General features: G+C 69.3%; 29 protein-coding genes and 1 pseudogene. 13 read left to right on the plus strand and 17 right to left on the minus strand.

Annotation, left to right across the window (positions count from 1 at the left end; all coding sequences use genetic code 11):
- Positions 1 to 94: 94 nt before the first annotated feature.
- From ADL29_RS07685 to ADL29_RS07710, 5 genes are all read right to left on the minus strand, one after another.
- Positions 95 to 367: a heavy-metal-associated domain-containing protein gene (locus ADL29_RS07685; RefSeq protein ID WP_245689214.1), complete on the minus strand. Its 273-nt coding sequence runs from the start codon at positions 365 to 367 to the stop codon at positions 95 to 97.
- Positions 368 to 400: 33 nt separating this feature from the next.
- Positions 401 to 1,525 (minus strand): urease accessory protein UreH domain-containing protein, encoded by a 1,125-nt coding sequence (locus tag ADL29_RS07690; RefSeq protein ID WP_053922964.1) that lies wholly within the window; start codon positions 1,523 to 1,525, stop codon positions 401 to 403.
- A 681-nt stretch (positions 1,526 to 2,206) separates the two neighbouring features.
- A complete protein-coding gene (locus ADL29_RS07700) occupies positions 2,207 to 2,857 on the minus strand; it encodes a class I SAM-dependent methyltransferase (protein WP_053922966.1) in 651 nt (216 codons plus the stop codon).
- A gap of 288 nt (positions 2,858 to 3,145) precedes the next feature.
- The gene (locus ADL29_RS07705; protein WP_053922967.1) at positions 3,146 to 3,412 is read right to left on the minus strand and encodes a hypothetical protein; all 267 of its coding nucleotides are present in this window, start codon (positions 3,410 to 3,412) and stop codon (positions 3,146 to 3,148) included.
- A gap of 487 nt (positions 3,413 to 3,899) precedes the next feature.
- Positions 3,900 to 4,535 (minus strand): TetR/AcrR family transcriptional regulator, encoded by a 636-nt coding sequence (locus ADL29_RS07710; RefSeq protein ID WP_053922968.1) that lies wholly within the window; start codon positions 4,533 to 4,535, stop codon positions 3,900 to 3,902.
- Positions 4,536 to 4,804: 269 nt separating this feature from the next.
- Here ADL29_RS07710 and ADL29_RS07715 point away from each other — a divergent pair, with 269 nt between their 5' ends.
- Positions 4,805 to 5,203 (plus strand): VOC family protein, encoded by a 399-nt coding sequence (locus ADL29_RS07715; protein ID WP_053922969.1) that lies wholly within the window; start codon positions 4,805 to 4,807, stop codon positions 5,201 to 5,203.
- 77 nt (positions 5,204 to 5,280) lie between these two features.
- Here the strand turns inward: ADL29_RS07715 and ADL29_RS07720 are convergent, their stop codons facing one another.
- The 4 genes and pseudogenes from ADL29_RS07720 to ADL29_RS07730 form a co-directional block, all read right to left on the minus strand.
- Entirely contained in the window at positions 5,281 to 5,805 is a 525-nt protein-coding gene (locus tag ADL29_RS07720; protein WP_053922970.1) for a P-loop nucleotide/nucleoside kinase family protein, read from the minus strand.
- Positions 5,806 to 5,908: 103 nt separating this feature from the next.
- Positions 5,909 to 6,049: pseudogene (locus tag ADL29_RS44975) on the minus strand (GNAT family N-acetyltransferase); the annotation flags it as partial.
- A gap of 5 nt (positions 6,050 to 6,054) precedes the next feature.
- Complete coding sequence (locus ADL29_RS07725; RefSeq protein WP_157878419.1) at positions 6,055 to 6,729, minus strand: hypothetical protein; 675 nt, start codon at positions 6,727 to 6,729, stop codon at positions 6,055 to 6,057.
- A gap of 241 nt (positions 6,730 to 6,970) precedes the next feature.
- Entirely contained in the window at positions 6,971 to 7,387 is a 417-nt protein-coding gene (locus tag ADL29_RS07730; protein WP_053922972.1) for a hypothetical protein, read from the minus strand.
- Between ADL29_RS07730 and ADL29_RS45975 the strand changes: the two genes are divergently transcribed.
- Positions 7,278 to 7,703: a baeRF2 domain-containing protein gene (locus ADL29_RS45975; RefSeq protein WP_281181790.1), complete on the plus strand. Its 426-nt coding sequence runs from the start codon at positions 7,278 to 7,280 to the stop codon at positions 7,701 to 7,703. The genes ADL29_RS07730 and ADL29_RS45975 overlap by 110 nt on opposite strands.
- 104 nt (positions 7,704 to 7,807) lie before the next feature.
- Positions 7,808 to 8,155, plus strand: coding sequence for a VOC family protein (locus ADL29_RS07740; protein ID WP_053922974.1), 348 nt, complete (start codon positions 7,808 to 7,810; stop codon positions 8,153 to 8,155).
- 79 nt (positions 8,156 to 8,234) lie between these two features.
- Here ADL29_RS07740 and ADL29_RS07745 read toward each other — a convergent pair whose 3' ends face one another.
- A complete protein-coding gene (locus tag ADL29_RS07745; protein ID WP_053922975.1) occupies positions 8,235 to 8,753 on the minus strand; it encodes a type II toxin-antitoxin system HicB family antitoxin in 519 nt (172 codons plus the stop codon).
- Positions 8,754 to 9,541: 788 nt separating this feature from the next.
- Here ADL29_RS07745 and ADL29_RS07750 point away from each other — a divergent pair.
- From ADL29_RS07750 to ADL29_RS07760, 3 genes are all read left to right on the plus strand, one after another.
- The gene (locus ADL29_RS07750; protein WP_425424210.1) at positions 9,542 to 9,973 is read left to right on the plus strand and encodes a hypothetical protein; all 432 of its coding nucleotides are present in this window, start codon (positions 9,542 to 9,544) and stop codon (positions 9,971 to 9,973) included.
- 591 nt (positions 9,974 to 10,564) lie between these two features.
- Positions 10,565 to 11,707 (plus strand): LCP family protein, encoded by a 1,143-nt coding sequence (locus ADL29_RS07755; RefSeq protein ID WP_053922976.1) that lies wholly within the window; start codon positions 10,565 to 10,567, stop codon positions 11,705 to 11,707.
- A 308-nt stretch (positions 11,708 to 12,015) separates the two neighbouring features.
- Positions 12,016 to 12,324 carry a hypothetical protein gene (locus ADL29_RS07760; RefSeq protein ID WP_053922977.1) on the plus strand — a complete coding sequence of 103 codons (309 nt, stop codon included), beginning with the start codon at positions 12,016 to 12,018 and terminating at the stop codon, positions 12,322 to 12,324.
- Positions 12,325 to 12,340: 16 nt separating this feature from the next.
- Here ADL29_RS07760 and ADL29_RS07765 read toward each other — a convergent pair whose 3' ends face one another.
- Together ADL29_RS07765 and ADL29_RS07770 are read right to left on the minus strand one after the other, a co-directional pair.
- Complete coding sequence (locus ADL29_RS07765) at positions 12,341 to 12,811, minus strand: DUF5959 family protein (RefSeq protein WP_063788412.1); 471 nt, start codon at positions 12,809 to 12,811, stop codon at positions 12,341 to 12,343.
- A 267-nt stretch (positions 12,812 to 13,078) separates the two neighbouring features.
- On the minus strand, positions 13,079 to 13,981 hold the full coding sequence (locus tag ADL29_RS07770; RefSeq protein WP_053922979.1) for a helix-turn-helix transcriptional regulator: 903 nt from the start codon (positions 13,979 to 13,981) through the stop codon (positions 13,079 to 13,081).
- Between the two features lie 103 nt (positions 13,982 to 14,084).
- Here ADL29_RS07770 and ADL29_RS07775 point away from each other — a divergent pair, with 103 nt between their 5' ends.
- A complete protein-coding gene (locus ADL29_RS07775) occupies positions 14,085 to 15,581 on the plus strand; it encodes an MFS transporter (protein WP_053922980.1) in 1,497 nt (498 codons plus the stop codon).
- Positions 15,582 to 15,619: 38 nt separating this feature from the next.
- Here ADL29_RS07775 and ADL29_RS07780 read toward each other — a convergent pair whose 3' ends face one another.
- Positions 15,620 to 16,123, minus strand: a complete 504-nt coding sequence (locus tag ADL29_RS07780) for a hypothetical protein (protein WP_063788413.1) — start codon at positions 16,121 to 16,123, stop codon at positions 15,620 to 15,622.
- Between the two features lie 432 nt (positions 16,124 to 16,555).
- Here ADL29_RS07780 and ADL29_RS07785 point away from each other — a divergent pair, with 432 nt between their 5' ends.
- From ADL29_RS07785 to ADL29_RS07805, 5 genes are all read left to right on the plus strand, one after another.
- Entirely contained in the window at positions 16,556 to 17,158 is a 603-nt protein-coding gene (locus ADL29_RS07785) for an EF-hand domain-containing protein (RefSeq protein ID WP_169795203.1), read from the plus strand.
- 68 nt (positions 17,159 to 17,226) lie between these two features.
- Positions 17,227 to 17,808, plus strand: coding sequence for an MPN domain-containing protein (locus ADL29_RS07790; RefSeq protein WP_157878421.1), 582 nt, complete (start codon positions 17,227 to 17,229; stop codon positions 17,806 to 17,808).
- Positions 17,805 to 18,200, plus strand: a complete 396-nt coding sequence (locus ADL29_RS07795) for an SgcJ/EcaC family oxidoreductase (protein ID WP_053922984.1) — start codon at positions 17,805 to 17,807, stop codon at positions 18,198 to 18,200. The genes ADL29_RS07790 and ADL29_RS07795 overlap by 4 nt, the downstream gene beginning before the upstream one ends.
- A gap of 77 nt (positions 18,201 to 18,277) precedes the next feature.
- Positions 18,278 to 18,643: a VOC family protein gene (locus ADL29_RS07800; protein WP_078970825.1), complete on the plus strand. Its 366-nt coding sequence runs from the start codon at positions 18,278 to 18,280 to the stop codon at positions 18,641 to 18,643.
- Between the two features lie 337 nt (positions 18,644 to 18,980).
- Positions 18,981 to 19,952, plus strand: a complete 972-nt coding sequence (locus ADL29_RS07805; protein ID WP_063788414.1) for a TAXI family TRAP transporter solute-binding subunit — start codon at positions 18,981 to 18,983, stop codon at positions 19,950 to 19,952.
- Positions 19,953 to 20,007: 55 nt separating this feature from the next.
- On the opposite strand, the gene ADL29_RS07810 is transcribed toward ADL29_RS07805, so the two are convergent.
- From ADL29_RS07810 to ADL29_RS07825, 4 genes are all read right to left on the minus strand, one after another.
- Positions 20,008 to 21,393 (minus strand): sensor histidine kinase, encoded by a 1,386-nt coding sequence (locus tag ADL29_RS07810; RefSeq protein ID WP_053922986.1) that lies wholly within the window; start codon positions 21,391 to 21,393, stop codon positions 20,008 to 20,010.
- Positions 21,390 to 22,091, minus strand: coding sequence for a response regulator transcription factor (locus ADL29_RS07815; RefSeq protein ID WP_053922987.1), 702 nt, complete (start codon positions 22,089 to 22,091; stop codon positions 21,390 to 21,392). The genes ADL29_RS07810 and ADL29_RS07815 overlap by 4 nt, the downstream gene beginning before the upstream one ends.
- 151 nt (positions 22,092 to 22,242) lie before the next feature.
- Entirely contained in the window at positions 22,243 to 23,604 is a 1,362-nt protein-coding gene (locus ADL29_RS07820) for an MFS transporter (protein ID WP_245689216.1), read from the minus strand.
- Positions 23,605 to 23,902: 298 nt separating this feature from the next.
- Positions 23,903 to 24,208 (minus strand): putative quinol monooxygenase, encoded by a 306-nt coding sequence (locus ADL29_RS07825; protein WP_053922989.1) that lies wholly within the window; start codon positions 24,206 to 24,208, stop codon positions 23,903 to 23,905.
- An 81-nt stretch (positions 24,209 to 24,289) separates the two neighbouring features.
- Between ADL29_RS07825 and ADL29_RS07830 the strand changes: the two genes are divergently transcribed.
- Positions 24,290 to 24,955, plus strand: a complete 666-nt coding sequence (locus ADL29_RS07830; protein WP_053922990.1) for a response regulator — start codon at positions 24,290 to 24,292, stop codon at positions 24,953 to 24,955.
- The last annotated feature ends 122 nt before the right edge of the window (positions 24,956 to 25,077 follow it).

The following is a 25,077-nucleotide window of genomic DNA, read 5'->3' on the forward strand; positions in this document are numbered from 1 at the left end:
CGGACCGCGCCCAGTGCAACGGGGCGGGCCCGGTGCAGCGGGGCGGGCCGGCCGGGAATCTCCCGGCCGGTCCGCCGGTACGGCGATGAACGCGTCAGCCCGCGGTGCGTGCCGTGTAGTCGCCCGCCGCCTCCACCGCTGCAACGAGCACGGCAGGATCGACGTCGGCACCCTCCTCCAACCGGACGACGCTGCGCCCGGCGCGGACATCCGTGGTCGCCGAGCGCACTCCGGCCAGCTCCTCCAGCTCGTCGTCGATCAGCAGACCGCAGCTGTTGCAGTGCATGCCCTCAACGAGGAGTTCCACCTGCGGGCCGACGGCCTCGGCCTCGGCCTCGGCCTTGTTCCTACGGTGGAAAAGCTTCATTTCTGGCTTCCTTCCGGTCCGTTCCTGAGCTTGTCAGGAGAAGTTGATGGCGCCCGTCTTCATGCCCATGGCGCAGGAGAATCGGAGAGTCCCGGGCTTCCGCCTGCCCAGGTCGATCTTCGTGTCACCGTTCTGCTCGACGATTTCCCGGACACCGAGCTCGGGAAGGGTGAAGGCGCGGGCGCAGCCATTCGCGCCCTGGCCATGCAGCACCAACGTGGTGGGCACACCTGCCTTCGCGGTGAACTGAGACGGCGTGTAGAAATCCGTCACAGTCACGGTGACGATCTGCCTGCCGGACGCGTCGGTACGCACCGGAGCACCGGGATCCGACACCTCCTCGGCTCCAGAGCCTCCCTGATCACCGCCCTCGATGGTGAACGGGGAACTCGCCGCGGCCGTCTGCCTGTCCGGGCCGTCGAAGGAGCCCCAGCCACCCGCCTGCAGTGCCGAGGCCATCGTCCACACGGCAATGCTCAGCACCACCACACCGGTAAGCGAGGCCAGCCGACCGGAGAGCGCCCTGGCACTGCGGCGGAAGGCGTAGCCGATGACCGCGAACAGCGGCGCGGTGCCCAGCACGAACCCGGCCATCACCGCGGCCCCGGCCACCGAAGAGCCGGAGGTGACGGCGAGCAACTCCATCGACAGCGTCACCCCGCACGGCACCAGCACAGTGGCAAAACCGATCAGCGCAGGCGTGACGACCGCATCAGTCTTGGCGCTGCGTCGCATGAACCGGCCGAACGAAGCCGGCGGCCGGGGCACCAGCCTGCCCACCGCCTTGACCCCGAACAGATCCAGCGAGAACAACACCATGAGCACCCCGGCAGCCAACAACAGCACCGCCTGGGTACGGGGACCGGGCTGCAGCGCATCACCGAAGGCGCCCAGCAGAGCGCCGAGCGCGGTGTGGGATACCAGCTTCCCGGCCAGGAACGCCCCCACGGGCGCCAGCGGTGCGGCCCCTTGCACGAGGCGCGTAGAGCCGGAGAACCGGGGAAGCGACTTCGAGACGGGGGACGAGTCGGGGACGGAGGTGCGGCGGCGGGTGACGGCGCCGGCCAGCAACCCCCCTTGAACGGCGGCACATGAAGCACCACCGGCGAGCAGACCGGTGCTTGCACCGGTGATCAACAAAGCGACGGACGACGGCATGCGTCGTTACTCCTGTTCTGCAACGACGGCACGCGCACACATGGAATCCGGGCGTGCCGAGGCGGACGTGAGGAACGTGGCGTCCCGCGAGGCAACTGCCTTACGGGCGGGGCACCATCACGTCCGTGACACGCACAACCGCTGTAGATCAGGAGGAGCCATGTGCGGCGGGGCATGGGGCCGTGCCACCAGCAGTGCTGGGGAACACGTCATCGCGTCTGACGCGTTCGCCGGAACCGGGACCTGCCCCGTCGGCCCGTCCTGGGCGAGGGTGGCCTTCAATGTCCCGCACCGCTGGTCGACCATGGGGCAGTCCGGGGCATGGTCCGGCGAGCCGTGCACGGCCGGAGCCGGGGCGGGGGCGGGGTGTCCGGCAGCCATGGCGGCCTCGGCAGCCGGGGAGGCCATCTCCATCGGTTCCGGCATCGCCGTCAAGGGACGCGTCATCCCCGACAGGCATACGAAGAGCGCGCACACCAGCAACGCACCGGACCACGTCCGGAGCGACAACGGCAAGCGGCGCACCATGCGCGCCATGCTAAGCCAGGCACCACACCCGACTCACCCACCCACCCACCCCATCCCGAGCCGCGGCCTGCCACATGACGCGGAACAGCGACCGCTACGGCGAGATGCCGCCCCGCCTTGCCCCGCCCCGTCCCTCACCGCTCCCGTCGGCCGCTATCGCGCACCGGCAGTCGGCGGCCGGGCGATCCCGATGATCGAGGGTGAGGCCGGATTGGGCCGCCCCTCGGGCCGGAAGTCGAAGTGCCGTACCTTCTCGACGGCGAATCCGGCCTCCGCGATGGCGCGCTCGGTGTCCCGGGTGAGGTGGCATCCGCCGCCCAGCCGTCGCCACAGCGGGTTCAACAGCTGCTGCCACCGGAAGGCGCGGGCGTTCTGCGATCGGACATGTTCGTAGAACCGCAGCTCACCGGTCGGTCTGAGGACCCGCGCAGCCTCCGTGAGCGCGCCACGGACATCCTCGATCGTGCACAGGACGAGCGACACCACGGCCACATCGACGCTGCCGTCCTCGACCGGCAGCCGCTCCGCCCGGCCCGGCCGCACCTCCACGGGCACGGCAGCGTCTCCCGCAGCCCGCTCGGCGAGGGCACGCAGCCTCGGCTCCGGTTCCACCGCAATGACCTGCTCCACCTCCGCCGGATAGTGCCGGAAATTCGCGCCCGTACCCGCGCCGATCTCCACCACACGGCCGCGTACCCCCGCGAGCAACTCCCGACGGTGCTCGATCGAACCGTGCGCCTCCATATAGGCGTTGATCTTCGGGTAGACGCGCGCGAACAGCGGATGCGAAACCGCCTTGACCATGCTGTGCTCCTCGCCCGGGCAAGTGCCTTACGGGAACCAGTGAAGCGCTGCCGCGAGCCGCCGCTCAGCGACTCGCCGATGGCCAGACCGTGCCGCCCCGTCAGCCCAGAGCCCAACGGCCACGCTTGGTCCTCATGGTGGAGAGCGGCCGGGGGGGACCAGCCATCGCGACGCGGTCGGCCCGTGCGACGCCCGGCAGGCGCCGGTTCGTCGCACTGATCCCACGAGGACCGGGACGAGGAGCCCGCACCGCGTCGGTGGCGCGTGCTCCTCACCCTGGCTTGTTGCTCAGCCGAAGAAGCGGCGGAGCGGGGCGATGCGGCGGATCACCAGCCAGTCCAGCGCCAGGATGAGCGCCATGGAGATCCCGGCGAGGGGCATCACCACGCCGAGGACCAGCATGATCAGCGCGACGCCGCGGGTGGCGCGGGCGTCCTGCGCGCGCCGGGGTGCACCGAGGCCCTTGCCCGTCGGGCGGCGGTGCCACCACATCACGACACCGCTGACGGCCAGGCAGGTGCCGAGGATCGCTTCCAGAGGCGTGGGTTGCGGCACCCACCCGGTGTCGGTGCCCCGGGATACGTTTCCTGGTGTTGACGGCCCGCGCACGCCGGGTCGCTCGTGAAAGGTGGGCCGTGAGCTTCCACATGCATTTGCGCGCCGTCCCAGACTCCGAGGTCCGGCTCGATTACGCCTGGCTTGAGGAGTTCATGCGGGCTGCCTGGGACTGGGACGTCCATCAGGCGGAGTATCAGGCGGGGATCGCCGAGTCCATCGAGAAGGACTTCCGTTCGGTGCACGAACTCTACGCGGCGGGCAGGGGGCTACCCGAGGGGCGAGATGGGTTTGGGAACTGCCCATCTTCGGCGGTGACATCGTCCACCACCCTGACGACAGGCAACCGCCCTTCGTTCACCTGCCCCCGGACACGATGCGGCAGGCGTCAGACTTCCTGGCCGACGTTTCGTTCGACGCCCTCTGGGAGGCGGTGGGCCCCAAGCTGCACACAGCCTTCGGCCCCGGCTGGGCTGAAGAGGGGTTGCTAGGCCGCCTCGAGCGCGGCGGCCAGGAGGGCGTCGACGTGGTCGGCCTCCGGGATCAGTGCCGCCTCGATCTCGTCGTCCGTGCGGCCGGCCAGGGTCAGTTCCTGGATGCGCCGGAACAGGAGGCGGTCCGCCCCGGCGATCAGGGCGGCGGCGGCCCGAGGCGCGATGGCCTGGGCGGGGCCTGAGTCGGAGCCGGGGGCGGCGGTCGCCAGCGCCTCGGCGAGTGCCTCCTCGCGCTGGTCGTGCAGTTCGCGCAAGCGGGCGATGAGGGTGGGGCTGTCGGCGACCATGCGCGCGAACGCGGGACCGGTGAAGCCGATGACCGGACTGTGCTCCAGGAGCGCGGCGCGGCGGGCCCGCGCCAGCGCCGCGAGCGGCGTCTCGTCGGGCTCGCGGTCGGCGACGGTGCGGGCGAGACCCTGGGTGAACGCCTCGTGGTGGTCGAGGGCCAGGTCTTCCTTGCGGGGGAAGTAGTTGGTGACCGTCTTCTTGGCGACACGGGCTGCGGTGGCGATCTCGGTGATGGTGGTCTGCTCGAAGCCCCGCTCGATGAAGAGCGTGGTTGCGCAGTCGGAGATCAGCTGCCTGGTCTCCTGCTTCTTGGACTCGCGGAGCCCCGGGGCGTTGGCCATGAAGGCAATCTTACCCTCGACGTAAAAATATCCTTGACCGTTGGGTGCGTCGATTGTAAAGTTACGTCCGTAGTAAATTTTTCCCCAGGGGGGAGCCGGATGCGCAAGCTCACCTCCGCACCGAGTTCGCCCCGCACCACCTCACGCTCGCCGACCACCGGGCCTTCGAGGGCGGCAGCCTCGTCCTCACCTGCACGCAAAGGCCCGCCTGGCGCCGCCCCTCCGCCCTGGATCCGTCTCCCGCCTGAACCGCCCACCAGGAGTCCCGCTTGAACGTCACCACCTCCACCCTGTCCCTCACCGTCGCGGACGTGGACGCCTCCCGTGACTTCCTCTGCACCTACCTCGGCTACCAGGTGGCCATGGCCGCCGACGGATTCGCATCCCTGACCCGCGGGGATGCCGCCGCCGACATCGTGCTGCTCCGCCGGGGCGCGGAGGTGCTTCCGCCCGAGCAGCGGGACCGGCTGGCCACCGGCCTGATCCTCGCTCTCACGGTCACCGGCATCGAGACGGAGGAGCGGCGCCTGCGCGAGGCCGGCGCACCCATCACCATGCCGTTGCGTCAGGAACCCTGGGGTGAACGACTGTTCCAGCTGACCGATCCGAACGGCATCGTCGTCCAGCTCGTCGAGTGGGCTGCACCGGAGGACGAGAACGCGGCATAAGGCCACCCCTGGTGCCCCGAGTCGGAGAGGCCTGGGTGACTCGGGGCACCAGTACCGCGCCGGGTTGGGCCGGGCAGTCACGCGAGCGACGGCCACCGATCGGTGGCCCACTCCGGCCATCCCGGCCATCCAGGAGGCGGATCTGCAAGCTCACGTCCCTCGAGTTCCGCGGCGTCGGGCTCCTCGAACAGCGTCCGCCAGTGGGAGAGTTCTGCCTCGCTCATGGCGAAGGTCTGATCCGGGGTGGCCGACTGGCGATGGGCGATCCGAGCACGTTGGGTCTCATGGTCCACCGGTACGTACACAAGACGACAGGACGCGCCCGCAGACTCCACCAACCAGCGGATCGCGGACCTCTCGTCACGAGACCAACATCCGAAATCCAGCACCACGTTGGTTCCCAGCCTCAGCGCCTCCAGGGCGAGCCAGAGCAGCCGTCCTTCCAGCACATCGCGCTTCCCGCCCGCCTCCGGCTCGCCGAACAGCGGGATCATCCACTCATCCGGCGTCAGCCGCAGCGCGCGGTGCTCCTTGGCGAGCTGCCGAGCCCTCGTGGTCTTTCCGGCCCCGGGCAGGCCGACGGTCAGGAACAACGTGGTCATCCCCGGATCGTGTCAGGAAGACCAGGTGACGGACGAATGCATTCTCTGCCGAGGTCGACGTGATGTGACCAATTGCCAGGCAGCCATGGGCCGGCCACGTTCAACCGGACAGGCATGCCGCTGCGTCGCACCGCTCCGGCCAGTGAGCGTCCTCAATCTGGCGCAGCGCCACGCAGCCGCCGAACGCGCCGCCCACCTCGATGACCCAGGTGTGCGCGGGTCCGCACCCGTCCCGCAGCCGCTGCCACCCTAGGTCCGGTCAGGAGCCTTGATCGGGACACAGGGGAACTTGTCGGTGTCCACCTCGGCCTGCTTCGTGGGACCGCACAGCTCGAACGACGTGGCCTTCTCCGTGTCCGGCAGGCTGAACCCCACCACGCCGATCTTGGTCGCGCCTCGCTCGACGTTGTCGCCGAGGAAGGATTCGCTCCAGCTGTAGTTGCGCCACTTGCTGCCTGCGTCCTCCTGGACGTCCTCGAGGTCAGCGAGCGCGCTGCTGGGGTACGCCTCGGTGAAGCAGTAGCCGCTCTCCCCGAAGTCGCACGGCCGCTCCGTCGACTTGAACTTCAGCCGGAGGTAGCTGAGTTTCACGTTTTCCACCCCGCGGTCGGCAAGCTCCCCGGTCACGGCGACATAGACGGAGACATAGTGCTTGCCGGGGTCGGCCGACTTACCTACCAATTCGGGTGTCCAACGGGTGTCCACGGGCTTCACCCGCACGCCGAGCTGCATCCCCGGTTCGGTCGTCACGAAGTCCTTGCCCGGGAAGTCGGCGAACTTGGTGTACCTGGGCTGCGAGGCGGTCGGTGCCGACGTCGCGCTGGTGGACGGCGCGCCGCTCTTCGCGTCACCGCCGCCGCCCGAACATCCCGCGACGAGTACAAGAGAGCCCACGGCAAGCGCCGTCAGCATGCGAGTCGACACGAAATCCCCCTCAGGCCAGAAAACCGAGCCGCATCATAGCGGGGACCGCATGCGCGCGCTCCGGCGAACGGTGGGCAGAACTGGGAATGCACGCATGCGATCGTCCCGGTCGGGAGGGAAGGCGTGCCGCGGGTGGCCGGAGTCGCCAGAGTTGCGGGTGGCCGGAGTCGCCAGTGTCTGGTCGGGCTGTGTACAGAGGTGCCGGTACCTTGCCCACAGTCCGGCACCTTGCGCACGGCGATCACTGGTTCGCGACGACCTGCTCGCCGAAGGCGCGGATGCGGACTCTCTGGCCGCGGTGGCGAGCACCGTGGGCAACGATGCCATGGTGCCTGGCACGCATGGCCAGGCATTGTTCACCGCGCACGGGAAGCTCGTGCGGGAGGATGAGCTGCCTCTCCCTCCCGCACGGGACACCGCTCACTTCGGCAGGCTGCCCGACACCATGTCGCTGATCGTGCAGCACGCGCCAGGCATCCCGTACGTGGCAGCGCGTGTCCAGTACACAGGCCGCCACTCCACCGATGCCGAAGCCACCGTCCGCGTAGATGCCGAGGCAGGGGTCTGGCCCGAGGCGAAGGTCGCGCCCCAGGGACGTCTTCACGAGGAGATCCCGGTCGGCGAATGGCTGCCCACCGCGGAGCAGCTCGGCGACCATCTGGACGCCCTGGCCCGGCGTAACGGCTCCCGAGGTGCTCGTGCTCGCCGGGGATGTCTGGGCCCGGGGCATCCTGGCTCGCCGGCTCCCCACGTCTCTGCACGGCCGCATCCTCACCGCAGGGGGAGGCCCTGCGCCCCAGACCGGACGGGCCCTGCTGGAGGGCCAGCTCGACCGCTTGTTCACCGGTCGCATGACGTCGCACGACCGCGCCCTGGTGGGCACCGGAGCGGAACTGATCCTCGTACGGGAGGAACAGGTCAACCTCCATGAGGGAGTCGGCGTACTCCTGCGCTACGCCGACCGAACGGCGTGACACCGATAGGCGCGGGGGTCTGTTGTGAAGGTGCGTGCGGCGGGGGGCGTTCCGTAGTAGTCCTGGGGGTGTCCTGACACACCATTACTTACTTGGAGCCGTCGATGGCCGTTCGCCGTGTCATGCCCATCCTCCAGTCGGACGCAGTGCAGGAAAACCGGGAGTTCTATGGCCTGTTGGGCTTCGCGGAGGTGATGAACCTCGGCTGGATCATGACGCTTGCCGCGCCGTCCACTCCGGCGGCACAGGTCAGCTTCATGTCCAGTGACAAGACCGCGCCGGTCACGCCGGACCTGAGCGTGGAGGTGGACGACGTGGATGCGACCTATGCGGTCGTGCGGGACAGCGGCGCGGAGATCGTGCACCCCTTGCAGGACGAGGAGTGGGGTGTGCGGCGGTTCTTCGTGCGCGACCCCAACGGCCGGGTGATCAACGTGCTGAGCCACCGTTGACATCGACCTCATGCTGCGGCCCGCACCGCCCGGCGGCACCGGGGCCTTCGCCGTGTGTCAGGCATCCGTCGGTCAACCTTCAGGCACCGCCGTGCAGAGATCGGGCATCATCGGCCACCGCCCAGCGGGGGCGGGGCGGTGGTGTCGGCCGTTGCTGCCTGGGGTGCGCAGCCCCGCTGCTGTTGGGCGGGCCAAGGAGCCGTGGACGCGCGTCGGCGGAGGCTCGGGCGGCCCGGCTGAGCTGGGACATCTCCTGCTGAGACACGCCGAGCAACCGACAGGCGTCGCCCGGGCTCATCTGCAGGTCCTCGGACAGTGTGCGGGCGGCATCGGCGAGTGCCGTCCGCTCCGCGGCCTCGGCCGCGGCACGCTCCCTGCGCGCCACCAGCACACTCTCCAACAGTCCGGCGATCTCCGGAACCACCAGCCTCAAGTCGACCGTCTCCGGCCGTATGCCCAGCGCTTCACCGATGGCGTCGCGCGCCATGTCCTCGGCCTCATCGAGCGTGCGGCACTGGGTGTGGATCGCGAGTTCCGGAACATCGACGGCCCACCACCGGCCGATTCTGTAAAGCCGGGTTTCGTAGTGAGTGCTCACGGGACTCGGCCTCCTTGCGTTCTTACGGTGTGCATTTCGCGGACGTGCCGCGCCTGTCGCGGCATGCCTCGGGTACCTCTCGGCCGATCGGGCGCGGAGGGGCGGGGCGCACGGATTGGGGTGCGCTTCCGTCAGTGCGAAGGGTTGCTGACGTCTGTGACAGCAAAGCCGTCAGCCGACGCGTGCAACTCTCATCAGGTGCACCCGCGTCGGTGATGCCGACTCGGCCGCCGGCGTTGTCCGTACGAGGCTCACGGGTGAGGTGCCCGCGTAGTAGTCCATCTGCGATCTTTCTGTGTTGACTGCGCCATCGGGGCACCGGCGACCTTGATCAAGTTCGCACGTGGGATCGAGCGGCTGCCACGCTAACGGCCCCCGCATAAGGCGGCACGCAGACTATGTGATGCTTCCGTGCACATTCCTTGGCGGCGGTTCTCTCATCCGGTCATGTCGCCATGAATGCCGGGATGAGGCGGAGGCGCGGCGCCTGACCGGACTGCGCCGGCCGAGAGAGAGCGCCTGCCGACGTCGACCCCTGCAGCCCTCGCGGTAGTAGAGCTTTCCTCCCCGGGTGGCGCGGACACGCGCTTAAGCGGAAGTGGCTGTTTGAGGCATGAATGTGAAATGGAGGTGAAGACGGTTTCGGAAACGCTGGGCGGGCAATGCGCCGGGCCATGAGTTACCCCAACGACGGCATGCCGCAAAATGCCCCATACAATCCCAGTGCAAACCCTACCCGCCGCGGCGGTTCAAACGCCCCACAGAGCGGCGACACGGCCCCTTTGCCCATGGCCGGGGCGTACACCCCGCGCAATGGCAATCCCCCTTCTCCTTATCATTCCGAGCCCGGTGCGCCGTACGCGGGTGTTCCGGACGCTCCGTACGACGTGCCCAGGAACCGGGCGAGTAGCCGGGAGGGTAACCGGGCCGGCAGCCGGAAGGGTTTCGGGGTGGACCGGACGGCATTGATCATTCACAGTCTCGGCGATATCGCCGCGATATTCCTCGGGTTGTGGATCCTGCTGTATCTGCTCGACGCGAACCAGGCGAACGTCTTCGTCGACTTCGTGCACGGCATGGCCGACTGGCTCGCCGGCTGGTCGCAGGACATCTTCACCATGGACACCGAAGGGCTGCGCGTCTTCTTCAACTACGCCCTTCCCGCGGTGGTCTACCTCGGCATCGGCCATGGCGCCGCCGCCTGGCTGCGGCGCCTCTGAGGCCGCTGTTGTTCGGCTCAGGGGCCCGGCCGTTCGGCGCTCCTGAGCACACGACGGGCCTGCGCCTGCACCACTGCGGGCGCCGGCGCCCTCCAGCACTGCCGCGGACCGGCCGTTCCGGTACGCCGCGAAGCGGGGCGGTAACGGGATCGCCTCGCGCGGCGCTGAGGGGGGTGTGGAGCCGGAGAGCTCATCATCAGCCCGCCGGGCGACCGTTGCGACCTCCGCATCGACACCACCGACCCAGCCCCACGCCAAGGAGATCCCATACCAGGCAGAACAACATCTGCCGCCGTTTCGGCGGCGGCCCCAATGTGTGATGCCGAGGATCTCATCTTCCCTGCGTGATCGATCCCTCTGCTGACCGCGTATATCCGGTGCCGCAGATATCCGGTGCCGCATACATCTGATGCCGCCTTGTCGGAATTCCTGCGATCGACCGCGAGTGCCCGTTCAGGTACTCCTTGCGTTGCATGCCAGGACATTGCAGGTAGCCCCCTTGGCGAGCATGCATCGATTCTGAAACACTCCAGTGTCAGCCCGTTCCTCGATTTGCTTTCGGGGGGTGCTGAGGAATGCACACTGCCGGGCATGAATCAGAGGCCCGACGGCAGGAACGTCGATTTTCAGGACCGGTATCAGCGCGGGCATGCCACACCTCGCCCGGACGCGACGCATGTCACGGAACCCCAGCGGCCGTCGGTGCCGCCTCAGCCAAGGGGCAGCGGCCCGTACGACGCCGGGCGGTATCCCCGCCGGGGCGGTAAGGCCAAGCGGATTCTGATATCCGTCCTCGTGATCCTTCTCGTGGTGGCCGGCGGCACGTATGTGTGGGCCGACTCCCAGCTGCACAAGGACGTCGACCTCAGCAAGGTCATCGAGCGCCCCGCAGAGGGCGACGGCACCAACTACCTGATCGTCGGCTCGGACAGCCGCAAGGGCATGTCGGCGGTCCAGCGCAAGTCCCTGCACACCGGCGGCACCGCCGAGGCGGGCCAGCGGACCGACTCGATGATGATCCTGCACGTCGGCTCCAACGGCCCGACGCTGATCTCCCTGCCGCGCGACTCGAACGTCACCATCCCGAAGTTCCGCGGCTCCGAGTCCGGCCGGACCCGGGCCGCGATGGGCGCCAACAAACTCAACGCCGCATACGCCTACGACGGCCCACAGCTGTTGGTCCGCACGATCGAGTACAACACCGGGCTGCACATCGACCACTACGCCGAGATCGGCTTCACCGGCTTCGCGAACATTGTCGAGGCCATGGGCGGCGTCGAGATGAACCTCGACAAGGGCTTCAAGGACAAGTGGTCGGGCGCCGACTTCAAGGCAGGCAAGCAGACCCTGAACGGCGCCCAGGCGCTCGCGTACGTCCGTACCCGGCACGCCTTCGCCGGCAGTGACCTGGACCGCACCAAGAACCAGCAGAAGTTCCTGGCCGCGCTCGCGAACCAGGCGGCCTCGCCCGGCACGCTCCTGAACCCGTTCGAGCTCTACCCCGTCATGGGTGCGGGCCTGGACACCCTCGTCGTCGACAAGGACATGAACCCCTACCTGCTGGCCAAGATGTTCTTCGCCATGAAGGATGTCAACAGCGGCGAGGGCAAGTCGATGAACATGCCCCTCTCCGGCAGCGTCGGCGGCAACCTTGCCTGGGACATGCCCAAGGTCAAGCAGCTCGTCAACGAGCTGAAGAACGACCAACCGGTCACGGTCACCAGCGACCGGTGACGGGTGACGCTCCGGTGAGAACTCCGTAGGCCCAGGCCCCGACCCCGGCTCCTCAGGGAGGCGGGGCCCGGCCTCCCTCGTGCGCGGACAAGTGATCGCCGAAGGTGCGGGGCCTGGCCGAGTAACGCGCAGCACACCGCCGGCGCAGAACTGGGTACGGGGCGCGGATGAGCGCCCCGTACGCGATCACGGCCAGGGCGACTCCCGTGGGGGGTGGCCGCCCTGGCCGTCATCACTCGGCCGTGCCGTCCAGGCGCTGCCCGCGCCAGATTGCGACTCCACTGAGCAACGTCCCCGACTCCACGCCGATGAATGATCAGTACAACCGGGGGCGGGGCGGCACCGCCGCCCAGCGGACAGCCCTGATCGTCCACACCGTTGCCGACATCGCCGCCGCGTTCCTGGCGCTGTGGATCCTGCTCTACCTGCTCGGAGCGAATCAGGGCAACGCCTTCGTCCAGTTCATCGAAGGCGTTGCCGACTCGCTCGCCTGGTGGGCGCGGGACATCTTCACCATGGACACCGAAGGGCTGCGCGTCGCCCTCAATTACGGCTTGCCCGCCGTGCTCTACCTGCTCATCGGGCACGGGATAGCCGGGCGGGTGCGCCGCCTCTGACTGCCGGCTCAGGTGGTCACCGCCCGCGGTTGGGGCTCCACTCGTAGGCTCCCGGGGCCGTCTCGACGACTTCGCGGGGCCAGGCCAGCCGGACCCGTTCCAGGCGCCCGCGGTGCTCGGCGATCCAGTCTCCCTGGGGCCGGATTCCCAGGACCGTCGTCAGGCGGTCCGGATCGCTGACCTGGATCGTCAGCCAGTCGTCTCCGTGCATGTGGATGTCGAGGCTCAGGGCGCGGCCTGAGCCGATGCCGACTGTTCGGCCGGGTTCCAGGCGGGACAGCTCCTGCTCCCAGGCGTCCAGGTCCTCGTGGCGGAGGGAGAGGTCGAGCCGGGCGTCGACGAAGCTCGCGGAGGCCAGCACGTCCGCGCACAGAATGTCGTGGCCGGTCAGCACGCCTGGCCTGGACCGTCCCGTGACGCGCACGATACAGCGGTTCCCGTCCGGATCGGCGAGGTGGATCAGGTCCATCGGTGCGGGTTCCGTCATGTAGGTGCTCGCTTTCGTGCGCCGGTGTGGGCTGCATCGTCTCCTGTCGCCGGACGAGCGACACCGTCAGGCCCATGCCTGGAGAATCACGTACCCGGGGCCAAGCTGGTGGCCGGCGACCGGACGACGTCGGTCGGATCTCCCGGACTGTGGAGAGCTGCCGGGACCGCTCACCAGGCCTGTAGCAGGTCAGACCCGCCATCGCGAGTGTGCAGCGGCTCTTGGGCGCCGGCGTTCGCACGCTCGTGACGAAGCAGTTCGCCGTGGCTACCTGTCCAGATGCCGGGCCGCCTCGGCGCGGGCCGCGGCCCCGGGTTTCTGCTGCCCGGCGACTTGGTTGGACAACAGGCGCAGTGCGTCGGCCGAGGCGGTGTCGTTGGGTGTGTAGACCTCCAGCCGGTGGTCGGGGCTGTCGGGCTGGAGCCACACCTGGTAGTCGATATCGATGTCACCGACGGTCGGGTGCTGCAGGTGCATGGTGCCCACGGTGCAGTCCGCGACGTCGCCCTCGGCCCACAGCTTGGCGAAGTCCCGGCTCCGCATGGCGAGTTCGCCGATCAGTTCGGCCAGCCGGGCGTCGGTGGGATACCGGCCCGCGGTGAGCCGCAGATAGGCCACGTGGATTCGGGCGAGTTCGTCCCAGTTCCGGTGAAGCTCTTGGGTGAGGGGGTCGAGGAAGAACATCCGTGGGATGGACGGCCGTCGCGCGGGATCGTGGGGAGCCGTGAAGTCGATGTGCTCGGCGACGAGGGCATGTCCGGTGCGGTTCCAGGCCAACACGTCGCCGCGGCGGCCGAGCACGACGGCCGGCGTGCGGTCTCCCAGGGACTCCAGGAGCGCGAGCACCCGTTGCTGCGGCCATTCCGGGCGGGGGCGGACCAGGCGCGGTGTGGTGGGCTGACGTGCGAGGTTGTGCAGGTGGGCGGTCTGGGCCGGATCGAGCTGGAGCACGTTGGCGAGCGCATTGAGGACCTGTGGGGAGGCAGTACCGGTTTGACCTTGCTCCAGTCGCGTGTAGTAGCCGACGCTCACTCCGGCGAGTTGGGCGAGTTCCTCGCGGCGCAGGCCCGGTACCCGGCGGGAGGTGCCGTAGGTGCGCAGTCCGACGTCGGCGGGTGTGACCCGGTGGCGGCGGGACTTGAGATAGGCCCCGAGACTCTCCAGTTCCATGACGTTGAGCGTAGGTGCCGCGGTCCCTGCCTGGGTGTCCCTGTGAGGTGTACCCATGACGGGGGGATGGTTGCCGGGCGGACGGCATCGCACCGTCGGTGGCATGAATGCACAGCGTGTTTCTCACTCACCCGGCCCCCGGGCGTGGCTCGGCCTGCTGGTGGTACTCGGCCCGGTACTGCTGGTCGCGATGGACGGCTCGGTCCTGTTTCTGGCGATGACCAAGATCTCGGAGTCGCTGTCGCCGACTGCCGATCAGACGTTGTGGATCCTGGATGTCTACGGATTCGCCGTCGGGTCCCTGCTCATCGCGTTCGGGAACATCGGCGACCGGTACGGGCGGCTGAAGCTTCTGATGACCGGCACGGCGGTGTTCGGCGCGGCCTCGGCGGGAGCGGCGTTCGCCCCTGGGCCGGAACTGCTGATCGCCTTCCGGGCGTTGACGGGTGCGGCCGGTGCCACGCTGCTGCCGTCGGCGCTGGCGGTACTCAGCGAACTGTTCACCGACCCGCGCCGGCGGGCGAAAGCGATCGGGATCTTCGCAGCCACCTTCGCCGCCGGCTTCGCGATCGGCCCGGTCGTCGGCGGACAACTGCTGAGCAGCTTCTGGTGGGGGTCGGTGTTCCTGATCAATCTCCCCGTCGTCGTGCTCTTCTTGGTCCTGGCCCCGGTCCTGCTCCGCGAGGTACGTGCCACCCGGACCGGCCGCATCGACGTCCTGAGCGTGGTGCTCTCCGCCGCAGGCATCCTGCTGACCGTCTACGCGATCAAGCACGGCGCCACGGAGGGGCTGACCGCGACGCCGGTGGCCACAGGGATCGTCGGCATCGTCACCCTGGGCTGGTTCGCGCGGCGGCAACTCCGCCTCGCGCACCCGCTGATCGACTTCAGCCTCTTCCGCGACCGGGTGTTCACGATCGCGGCCCTCACCGGGCTGCTGCCTCTGGCCGCATGGTCGGCAATGGCCTACCTCGGCGGCATCTACCTCCAGTCCGTCCTTGGACTGACGGTCCTGGACGCGGCTCTCGTCGCGCTGCCGGGCGCGGCTGTGCTCACCGTCACCTGCATCGTCACACCGGCACTGGTCGCGCGTACCGGCACACGGACAGCGCTCATCGGCTGCCACTGCTTCATCGCCGCCGGTCTGCTCCTGCTGCTGGTCACCAGCGTCTCCAGTGGTATCGGCTGGTACGTGGCCGCCACCGTCATCGCCGGCCTCGGCTACGGCATCTCCTTCAGCGTCGTCGCCGACACCGCCGTGGCCGCGGTTCCCGCCGAACGCGCAGGGTCCGCGGCAGCAATCGCCGAGACCAGCAACGAGATCGGCAACGCCCTCGGCATCGCGCTCCTCGGCTCGCTCGCCGCCCTGATCTTCCGGCTCCAGGGGCCCGGCGTCGCCGGTACCCTCAACGAAACCCTGCAGGTCCCCGGCCTCACTGCCGCGGTCATCGGCGAAGCGAAGTCAGCCTTCGTCACCGGTCTGCACCTCGCCGCCGTCATCGCAGGCATCCTCCACGCCGCACTCGGCGCCTTCGCCCTGCGGCACCTGCCGAGGGCCTTCACCAGCACCGACGACGCCAGTCCGGACCCTGTGTCCTAGGCCCGCAGCCTGGATTTCCGCATTCCCACTGGCTCCGCTCATGACCGGCTGTCCGCGCTTGGATCAAACACAGCGGTCCGGCCGACCGCGGCAAGCAGTTCGAGCGGCAGCTCCTTGTCTTCCTGGCCGATGGTGAGCGCGAGCCAACGGCCGGACCCCTGGTGCGTCCACACCTGCATGCTGCCCGCCAGCTGGCTCAGGAAGTTGATCGGTTCGGACACCGCCTCCCCCTCGTAGCCGGCTTTCGAATACGGCCACAGGTCGACGACGCGCGGCTCGCCCCAGCGTGTCGTGAGCGCTGCGCTCAGGGCATCGAGGCATTCCCGCAGGCCGGCGTCGGCCTCGCGCGCAGCGTGGCCGTCGCCGTCAACCCCAAAGTCCTGACTGGCTCGGAGGATGCGCACACGATGCTCAGGGCCACCGCACCCGGTGTCGTCATGGAAGTTCGTCTCCGGGAAGGGCTGTGCGAGCAGCCCGTCCATCAAGGAGAGGCACTCCTCAAGAGCTGCGCTCGAAGAGGCTCCGGACTCCGTGGTGGTCATGAGCGCAGACTATGGGACTGCACAGACAACCAACCTGGCGGACCACCAACCTGGCGGACCACCAACCTGGCTGCGCTCGGTGCGGTGACCGGGGTGACGGGCGGGCCGTCTGCGTCTGCCTGGTATCCGCACCGGGCCGGGCGGTGGCGGGCGCCGGGGCATGCTGTTGGGCGCGGCTCAAAGAACACGCAGCCCGGCCGTTGTCAGAGCCTGTCCGGCGGATCATGTGCCTGTGTGGCGCAGCGGCTCGGCCGTCTGCACGATCTCGGGCACCGGAAGGGCACCCCGCCCCCAGCAGCTTACTTATCCGATTATCCATCTATTGAAATGTATCCCTGTCACAGTTTTCCTTAAGAGGGAGCTGGGAAATCTCGACCCGAGAGCCTGAAAGGGCAAACGAATACGAGACCGAAGGGGTGGGGTTTCCTTATGGTGGACCGGCGTGCCGAGGGCGATCTGCTGGAGCGAAAGATTGACGTCTGTTTCGGACATGTGGACGTCGACGGAGACGGATTCTTCGACGAAGCTGATGTGCTGGCAATGGCGGCCAGGATCATCGCTCACCAACATATCCCCATCGATTCGGAACCGGCGGTAGGCCTCTTCAAGAGCTACCAGGAGTTCATGCACAACATCCTGCAGCATCTCGATTTCGACGGGGACGGAAGGGTCAGCCCCGAGGAATGGCGCAAGGGAATCATCGGCGTGTTCGGTGACCAACCCGAGCAGTTCGACGTCCTGTTCCGGCCGCTGGCCGAGGCCATCTGGCGTGTCTGCGACCGCGACGGCGACGGCACCGTCAACGCCGAGGAATTCCTCTGCTTCCAGAAGGCCATGGGGAGTTCCCCGGAAAACCGGCAGCTCGCCTTCGAAAAGCTCGACGTCAACGGCGACGGATCGCTGTCCGTCGACGAAATCCTGAGCGCCTACCGGGAGTACTACACCAGCCGCGACCCACAGGCGCGCGGCAACTGGCTGTACGGCGACGTGTGGGACACCGCAGTCCCGGGGGCGGCGGCGAAGGCCGGTCTGTGAGCTCTGAGATCACCGGGCGGAGGGCCGGATCGTCCGGGGGCGAGGCTGCGCGGTGCACCACCGTCGCGGTGAGCCACGGGACGCTCGAGCCGTTTCTGCACGCCGCCTTCGAGGCGTACGAGGGGTGCTCGCCTGCCGAGCCCCCCTCGTCCTTCGCCCTCCTCTTGGGCACCCTCCGCAACGGCCGGGCGCTGATCGCCGCGACAGAGTTCGCGCGCAACGCCCGGTCCGCGGACCGGACCGCCACGGAAGAGTTCCGCACGACGATCGTCCCGCGCTTCGGGACGGCCTACGACAACATCCACCGCGGATTCTGGTGCGATTCGCGCGATCTGCTGCGCATCCACCGCCAGGCGGCCGCACAGGGCCTGGAGGTGCTCGGTTCGATCCATCTGCATCCCGACTGGCACCGGATCGGCCCACCGAGCGAACGCGGCCTGCGAATCAGCGAAGCACCGACGCCTATGGACGCCTATATGTTCGCCAGCACCGGCTGGCTGGTGAACATGATCTGCTACGTGGAGCGCCAGGAGGGCCTGCTCTGCTACACGCTGGGAGCCTGGCGCCCAGCTGGTGGCCCCGACGCAACGGCCTGCGCCCCGCTGCGCATCCAGCTCCACGAGCACCGCGAAAGGGGCGTGCCGGCATGACCGCGGCCGATGCCGACGCGGCGGAGATGCGGTCCGCTTTCCTGGCCCTGGAGACGGCCTGGGCCCGGTCCGACGCCGATGCCTTCGGCCGGGTTTTCTCCGTCGACGCGGATTTCACCTCCGTACGCGCCGACCATTACCGCGGCAGCGCGCAGATTGCCGCGGCTCACCGGCGCCTGTTCGCCACGGTTTATGCGGGAACCCGCCTGACGGTGACCGTCCTGCGGGTGACCCATCTCCGGCCGGACTTCTCCGTGGCGCGGGTGGAGAACAAGGTGCACGCCCGGAAATCGGGCGCCGCTCTCGTTCTGCACGCCCAGGCGGTATTGGAGCGCCGACCGGAGAACTGGCTCATCGTCGCCTTCATCAACATGCTGCCGGTCCGTCAATAACGGCGGCTGGCGGCAGACACAGAAGACAACAGGAAACCAAGGCCAACTGACGCCGATAGAGAAAGGAGTACCCTCTCGTGCCTGTGCCCAGAATTCGTCATCTTGCCCTGTACGCCCGGCAGCCGGCAGAGCTGGCGCGTTTCTATCGAGAGCGCTTCGGTATGGAATTGCTCGCCGCCGACGAGTCCGGTAATCATTTCCTTCATGACGGCTATCTCACCCTGGCCCTGCTCAAGCTCGATATGGGCGGCGAGGCCCCCGCCGGAATAAACCACTTCGGATTCCACGTCGACGACATCGGCCGACTCTGCTCAGAATTGGCGAACGAACCCGTCGAGCCACCCGAACGCCGGGCCTCCCCGCGCCCCTACGCCGAATTCCGCGCCATCGATCCTGAGGGCAATTGGTTCGACCTGTCCGAGCACGGCTACGGGGTTGACTAGGCAGTTTCGTGGGGATCGCCGATCGTCGGTCCAGGTGTGCCGCCTCGCGGCGATCGCGCCGTCGGCCCGAGCAGTACGGCAACGGGAGAGGGGCGCCAGGCAGACCGCGCTGCTCGTGGCGATGGCCAGGTGGCCGGTGCTGCAGGGAGCCTGGCCGGTGGGCCGGGGCGCGGAGCCGCTCGCCCAAGGAAGACCGACAAGGAGATCGCCGCCGACCTGACGATCTCCCGGCGCACCGCAGAGCGCCCCGACCGCTCCGTGACCAGCCGCCCGCCCCGCCCGTACCCGCCGCCTCGAAGCCTGGCCGCCCTGTGCGGTTCGTGGTTACACTCCGCCCGTGACCAGCGCGGATGCGGGGCTCGACCGCCGGAGTCTGCTGGGGATCGGCGTCGGCGGGCTCGTCGCCGTGCTGGCCGGGTGTGCGGCGGAATCCGGACCCGTACGGCGGCTGCGGTTCGCGACGGGGCCGCAGGGCGGGCCGTACCACGCCCTCGGCCGGGCGCTGGCCGAGGCCGTCCGCGCGAGCGGTCACCGGCTGGAGGTCGTGCCCGTGGGCACTTCGGCGAGCGTGGACAATCTGCGCCGGATCGATCGGGGTTCGGTGGAGCTGGCGCTGGCGATGGCGGATATCGCCGAGGACGCGGTGCACGGGCGGGCGGAGTTCTCCCGGCCGGTTCCGGTCAGGGCGCTGGCCCGGGTCTATGTGAACTACACCCACCTCGTCGTCCCCGCGCACGGGCCGGTGCGAACGGTCCGGGCACTTGCCGGGCGACCGGTCGCCGCGGGCGCGTCAGGGTCGGGAGTGCAGGTGCTGGCGCGGCGGTTGCTGACGGTGGCCGGGCTGACCGGGGACCGAGCGGTGCGCGAGCGGCAGCTCGGCCTCGCCGAGTCGGGGCGGGCCCTGCGCGCGGGCACGGTCGATGCGCTGATCTGGTCCGGAGGCGTGCCGACGCCCGCGCTGTCCGAGCTCGCGCGGACCATGCCGTTGCGCTTCCTGCCGCTGGACGGCTTCGTGGGCCCGCTGCGCGAGCGCTACGGCCCGGTGTACTCGGCGGTCACGCTTCCCGCCGGGGCGTACGGACTGCGGGAGCCCGTGGGCACCATCGGCGTCGGCAACTACCTGGTGGCGCGGTCGGATGTGCCGGAAGGTGCGGTGCGCGAGCTGCTCGAGGTGGTCTTCGACCGGTGGCGCGACCTGCTGCGGGACGTCACGGCGGGGGCGCGGCTGGAGCCCCGCTTCGCCATCTCCACCGGAGGCGTGCCGCTGCACCCGGGCGCGGTCGCCTACTACCGCTCCGCGTACGGATAACCGGCGGCGCGGAACGGCGGCGGGAACCAGGCGGTCATGGGCGGGAACCACTCGGTCATGGTCTCTCCGCGCTCTCCGGCAGCAGCAGCTCCACCGCCAGGCCCCGCGGTGCGTGGTGGCCGACGGAGAGCCGGCCGCCGCTGAGGCGGGCGATCTCGTCGGCGATGGCCAGTCCCAGCCCGCTGCCGGGCGTGTTCTGATGCTGGGCCCCGCGGACGAAGCGGCGCAGCAGTGTGGGCAGTTGGTCCTCGGGCACTCCTGGGCCGTCGTCGGCGACACGTACCACGACAGCGCCGTCCCGCAGCGTGGCGTGCACCTCGACCCGGCCTCCGGGCGGTACGAACTTGGCGGCGTTGTCCAGCAGCGCGTCCAGGATGCGGCCCACCGCGTCGGGCAGGACCCGTCCGTGCAGGCCGTCGGCGACATCGGCGGTCAGCTCGATACCGGCCTTGTGGAAGACGGAGCCCCAGGCTGTCACCCGCTCCTGCACCGCCGCCGACAGATCCTGCTCGGTCAGTTCGGCGGTGCCGGACTCCACCCGGGCCAGTGCGAGCAGCCCGTCGAGCAGTTCCCCCAGCCGTTCGGCCTCGTCGAGTGCGCGGGAGACCTCGGCCCGGCCGGGGCCGGGGCGGAGGTGCGGTTCGATGTTCTCGAGCTGGAGCACGAGGGTGGCCAAGGGGTTGCGCAGCTGGTGGGAGGCGTCGGCGACGAAGTCACGCTGGCGGTTGAGGGAGGCGGTCACCGCCTCCGCCATGCTGTTGAAGTGCTGCCGCAGACGGCGCAGTTCGGGCGGCCCGGTGTCGGAGGCGGCCCGCGCCTGGAGGCTGCCGGCGGCCAGTCCTTCCACGGCCCGGTCCAGGTCACGGACCGGGCGCAGCAGCCACCGGGTGATGCCCACCGCGACCAGGGCCGCCGTGATGAAAGCGGCGAGCGCACCCGCGGCGATGAGCGCGGAGCGCACGGCCACGTCCCGGCGCGCCGCGTCGGTGGGGGCGGCCAGCACCACCGCTCCGCTCACGCGCTCGTCCTGGCCCACGGGCTCGGCCAGCACCACGGTGGACGGGCCCCAAGGCCGTACCGTGGGCAACTGTGCTGTCGGGCGGCCGGTCAGTGCCTGGTTCCGGGCGTCCACCGCCCGGTCGGCCGACGCCGCCCGAGCGCCCGCCCCGGCCCGTGCCACCGCATGTCCTGCCGCGTCCACGACCAGCACACCCGCCCCGTACAGCTCGGCGTACCGGCCGATTTCGGCGGACAGCTCGGCCCGGTCGGTCGGGGTGCGCACCCGGTCGGCGAGATCGGCGAACCGGACCGCGTCGGCCCGCCGTTGGAGCAGCAGGTGCTCCGTCCTGCTCCGGGCGAGGGTGTCGGCCAAGGGAACGGAGAGCAGCAGCACCGCCGCTCCCATGAGCACAATCAGCACCGCCAGCAGCCTGCGTCTCATGGACCGTCCCCCCGGCCCCCGTCACCCAGCTGGTAGCCGAACCCACGCACCGTACGGATCAGGCCCGGCCTGCCGGTCTTGGCGCGGACGCCCGCCACATGGACGTCCAGGGAACGCGAGGCGGCCAGGAACACATCGCCCCAGATGCGGTCCAGGATCTCCTCGCGGGAGTGCACCTCGCCCGGCCGCGCGGCCAGGAACGCCAGCACGTCGTACTCCCGGCGGGTCAGCCGCACCTCCGCCCCCGCCACCCTGACGGTACGGGCCGCCAGGTCGATCTCGACGTCACCGGTGCGGACCGGCTCGCCGCCGTCTCCGTCGTCGGTGTCCCTGCTGCCGGAGGGTGTGTCGGTGCGGCGGCGTACGGCGTCGATGCGGGCCATCAGCTCGGCGGTCCGGAAGGGTTTGACCACGTAGTCGTCGGCGCCCGCACGCAGGCCCTGCACGATGTCGCGCTCCTCGCAGCGGGCGGTGACCACGATGAGGGGGGCGCTGCAGAGGACCCGCAGCCGCCGCAGCAGCTCGAGGCCGTCCAGGTCCGGCAGGCCCAGGTCGAGCAGCACGAACTCGGCCTCGTGCGCATGCTGCAGCGCGTCCGAGGCCCGGCCGACCCTGCGGACGCTGTGCCCGCGCTGTGCGAGGGCCGTGCCCAGGGCGTGGGCCATGCGGTCGTCGTCCTCGACGAGAAGTGCATGCATGCGGGTTTACCTCTGTCATCCCCCTGTCACCTGGGACAGTGTGCCTCCTGGAATATCTCATCGGCAGCCTGCGCGGAAGAGGCGGACCTGACCACACGGTGCGGTCGCAGGCCGGCGCCGAGCCCCGGCCTGCGACCGCAGCCGCGGACGATCAGCCCCTGGCTTCCGCAGGAGCGCCCGGCACCGCGTCCGTTGCAGACTCGGCCTCGGCCTCGGCCTGGCTGAGCGTGGCGTCGCGGGTGTCCGGCATCAGGACGTACGTGACCAGGGAGACCAGCGCACACCCGGACACGTACCAGAAGAACAGGTTCTCGTGGCCCGCGTCCTTGAACCACAGCGCCACGTATTCCGCCGTGCCGCCGAAGAGCGCGTTGGCGATCCCGTAAGGCAGCGCCACACCCAGGGCGCGCACCCCGGTGGGGAACAGCTCCGCCTTCACGGCCGCGTTGATCGAGGTGTACCCGGTGACGATCACCAGCGCGAGCAGCGACAGCCCCAGCGCCGGCCAGTACGACGACGCGGACCGCAGCGCGGTCATGATCGGGTAGGTGCCGACGGTACAGCCGACCGCGAAGGTGATCAGCAGCGGACGCCGGCCGATCCGGTCCGACAGCGCCCCGGCGAAGGGCTGCAGCACGGCGAAGACCGTCAGCGAGGTGAAGCTGACCAGCGTCGCGGTGGACTTCTCCATGCCCGCGCTGCCGATCAGGTACTTGGTCAGATACGTGGTGTACGTGTAATAGGCCACCGTGCCGCCGAGGGTGAGCGCCATGACCAGGAAGGCCTGACGGCGGTGCAGCCACAGCGCCTTCAGCGTGCCGCGGGTGTCCTGGCCCCGGCCGTCGGCCCGGGACACCTCGGTGAACGCCTCGGTCTCCTGCAGCCGGCGCCGCAGCCAGAACACCACCACCGCGAAGAGCGCTCCCAGCACGAACGGGATCCGCCAGCCCCAGCTCGCCAGCTCGTCCTTGCTCAGGGTGTGCTGCAAGGTGATGAGGATGCCCAGACCGAGCAGCTGGCCGCAGGTCATCGACACGTACTGCATCGACGAGCCCAGCCCCCGGCGGCCGCGGGCCGACGCCTCGGTCAGGTAGGTGGCGCTCGCGGCGTACTCGCCGCCGATGCTCATGCCCTGCAACAGCCGCGCCAGCAACAGGACCAGCGCGCCGAAGTAGCCCGCCTGCCCGTAGGTGGGCGCGACGGCGATGAGCAGGGCGGCCACCGACATCATGGCGACGGTGAGGGTGAGCGCGCTCTTGCGTCCGTGACGGTCCGCGGCACGTCCGAGGATCCAGCCGCCGACCGGCCGCATCAGAAAGCCGACGGCGAAGATTCCCGCCGTGTTCATCAGTTGGGCGGTCGGGTTCTCACCCGGGAAGAACGAGTCGGCGAAGTAGATCGCGAAGGTCGCGTAGATGAACCAGTCGTACCACTCGACGAGATTGCCGAGCGACCCGCCGACCAGGGCGAGACGGCGCTTCGCGCGCTCGCCGCCGGGTGGTGTTTCGCGCATGCTGGCGGACGGTGACATGGCGGCTCCTGATGAGAAGACCCCTGGCAGGAGGGGTGATGACGTGCCCAGAGCATGCGCGCGCGGACAGACCGGAACAAGGCTGGATCGCCAGATCTAACATCCCGCTAAGAAAGGAACCGGGGGCGCTGTATGCCCCGCCCCCGGGGGGGAGCCGACACACGCGTAGGCAAGTACGTGGTTCTCCCCCGGGGGACACGTCCCCGTCCAGGATTCTCCTTGCGTCGACCGCAGCTCTCGCATTCCGATACGGAGATCTTGCGGCGGCGTGCGCACGGAGCTACAGCAGGCCCTTGGCCGGGTCTCCGGTCGGGAAGGCGTCCATGACGGCGATGTCGAGGGGCTCGGCGAGTGCATCGGTGATCGCGGTGGCAATCGCGCCGAGGGCCTGGCCCTGGCTGTGGGCGTCCAGGGCGGCCTGGTCGGCCCACTTCTCCACTACCGTGACGCGGTCCGCTCCCACGTGGACGGCGTACAGCTGGCAACCGTTCTCGGCATGAACGGCCGGCGAGTGCTTCTCGAACGCGTTCAGGACCTCATCGCGTCGGCCGGGCTTGGTCTTGATCGTCGCAATGACGACGGGCATACGGTTTCCTCTTCCTCCTGGAATGGGCAGATACGGCCATCCTATCGATCTTCGATCTTGAAGGAGTACCGGTGGAGCCCGATGACCGTCCGGATAGTGCTCGCCGACGACCAGCCGTTGGTGCGGTCCGGTCTGCGCGTGATCATGGCCGACCACCCCGACCTGGAGGTCGTCGGCGAAGCCGCCACCGGCGCCGAGGCGGTCCAACTGGTCAGGGACGTCTGCCCCGACGTCGTGGTGATGGACATCCGGATGCCCGGCATGGACGGGATCGAGGCCACTCGCCTGGTCACCGCCGGTCCGGCAGCGCCCCGCGTCCTCATCCTGACCACCTTCGACGAGGACGACCACGTCTACAGTGCGCTCCGGGCCGGCGCGAGCGGGTTCGTGGTCAAGGACATGGCACTGGACGACATCCTCGCGGCGATCCGCGTGGTCGCTGCCGGCGACGCACTCATCGCACCGGGTGTGACGCGCCGTCTGATCGCGGACTTCGTCCGGCGCCCCGCGACCGCCGCCCCGGAACGCTCGCCACGGCCGGTCGAGGGCATCACCGAGCGGGAACGGGAAGTGCTGACCCTGGTCGGACGAGGCCGGTCGAACACCGAGATCGCCGAGGAGCTCTTCATCACCGTGGCCACCGCCAAGTCGCATCTGTCACGGCTGCTCACCAAGCTGGGCGCCCGGGACCGGGTCCAGCTCGTGATCACCGCCTATGAGATGGGGCTGGTCACGCCGCCTCGCTGAGCGTGTCCGATGGCCCATGGGGGAGTGGGGACGTCGTCCACGATGCCTGAGGCCGTACTGGACGCGCGGCGCCGACCGGGCCGTGGCCGGGCGGTGGCCACGGCGTCCGCGCCCGGCTTCCA

Origin of the sequence: Streptomyces chattanoogensis, assembly GCF_001294335.1 — a bacterium.
Classification (GTDB): domain Bacteria; phylum Actinomycetota; class Actinomycetes; order Streptomycetales; family Streptomycetaceae; genus Streptomyces; species Streptomyces chattanoogensis.

What these genes read in the sequence shown, in the direction of transcription:
- ADL29_RS07765 (WP_063788412.1), bottom strand. Translation starts at nt 12,811, where the DNA reads ATGACGGAACCCGCACCGATGGACCTGATCCACCTCGCCGATCCGGAC.
- ADL29_RS07795 (WP_053922984.1), top strand. Translation starts at nt 17,805, where the DNA reads ATGACCGCGGCCGATGCCGACGCGGCGGAGATGCGGTCCGCTTTCCTG.
- ADL29_RS07820 (WP_245689216.1), bottom strand. Translation starts at nt 23,604, where the DNA reads ATGCGCGAAACACCACCCGGCGGCGAGCGCGCGAAGCGCCGTCTCGCC.
- ADL29_RS07810 (WP_053922986.1), bottom strand. Translation starts at nt 21,393, where the DNA reads ATGAGACGCAGGCTGCTGGCGGTGCTGATTGTGCTCATGGGAGCGGCG.
- ADL29_RS07755 (WP_053922976.1), top strand. Translation starts at nt 10,565, where the DNA reads ATGAATCAGAGGCCCGACGGCAGGAACGTCGATTTTCAGGACCGGTAT.
- ADL29_RS07770 (WP_053922979.1), bottom strand. Translation starts at nt 13,981, where the DNA reads ATGGAACTGGAGAGTCTCGGGGCCTATCTCAAGTCCCGCCGCCACCGG.
- ADL29_RS07700 (WP_053922966.1), bottom strand. Translation starts at nt 2,857, where the DNA reads ATGGTCAAGGCGGTTTCGCATCCGCTGTTCGCGCGCGTCTACCCGAAG.
- ADL29_RS07760 (WP_053922977.1), top strand. Translation starts at nt 12,016, where the DNA reads ATGAATGATCAGTACAACCGGGGGCGGGGCGGCACCGCCGCCCAGCGG.
- ADL29_RS07815 (WP_053922987.1), bottom strand. Translation starts at nt 22,091, where the DNA reads ATGCATGCACTTCTCGTCGAGGACGACGACCGCATGGCCCACGCCCTG.
- ADL29_RS07730 (WP_053922972.1), bottom strand. Translation starts at nt 7,387, where the DNA reads ATGGTCGCCGAGCTGCTCCGCGGTGGGCAGCCATTCGCCGACCGGGAT.
- ADL29_RS07720 (WP_053922970.1), bottom strand. Translation starts at nt 5,805, where the DNA reads ATGACCACGTTGTTCCTGACCGTCGGCCTGCCCGGGGCCGGAAAGACC.
- ADL29_RS07775 (WP_053922980.1), top strand. Translation starts at nt 14,085, where the DNA reads ATGAATGCACAGCGTGTTTCTCACTCACCCGGCCCCCGGGCGTGGCTC.
- ADL29_RS07750 (WP_425424210.1), top strand. Translation starts at nt 9,542, where the DNA reads ATGGCCGGGGCGTACACCCCGCGCAATGGCAATCCCCCTTCTCCTTAT.
- ADL29_RS07830 (WP_053922990.1), top strand. Translation starts at nt 24,290, where the DNA reads ATGACCGTCCGGATAGTGCTCGCCGACGACCAGCCGTTGGTGCGGTCC.
- ADL29_RS07710 (WP_053922968.1), bottom strand. Translation starts at nt 4,535, where the DNA reads ATGGCCAACGCCCCGGGGCTCCGCGAGTCCAAGAAGCAGGAGACCAGG.
- ADL29_RS07780 (WP_063788413.1), bottom strand. Translation starts at nt 16,123, where the DNA reads ATGACCACCACGGAGTCCGGAGCCTCTTCGAGCGCAGCTCTTGAGGAG.
- ADL29_RS07740 (WP_053922974.1), top strand. Translation starts at nt 7,808, where the DNA reads ATGGCCGTTCGCCGTGTCATGCCCATCCTCCAGTCGGACGCAGTGCAG.
- ADL29_RS07685 (WP_245689214.1), bottom strand. Translation starts at nt 367, where the DNA reads ATGAAGCTTTTCCACCGTAGGAACAAGGCCGAGGCCGAGGCCGAGGCC.
- ADL29_RS07825 (WP_053922989.1), bottom strand. Translation starts at nt 24,208, where the DNA reads ATGCCCGTCGTCATTGCGACGATCAAGACCAAGCCCGGCCGACGCGAT.
- ADL29_RS45975 (WP_281181790.1), top strand. Translation starts at nt 7,278, where the DNA reads ATGCCGAGGCAGGGGTCTGGCCCGAGGCGAAGGTCGCGCCCCAGGGAC.
- ADL29_RS07690 (WP_053922964.1), bottom strand. Translation starts at nt 1,525, where the DNA reads ATGCCGTCGTCCGTCGCTTTGTTGATCACCGGTGCAAGCACCGGTCTG.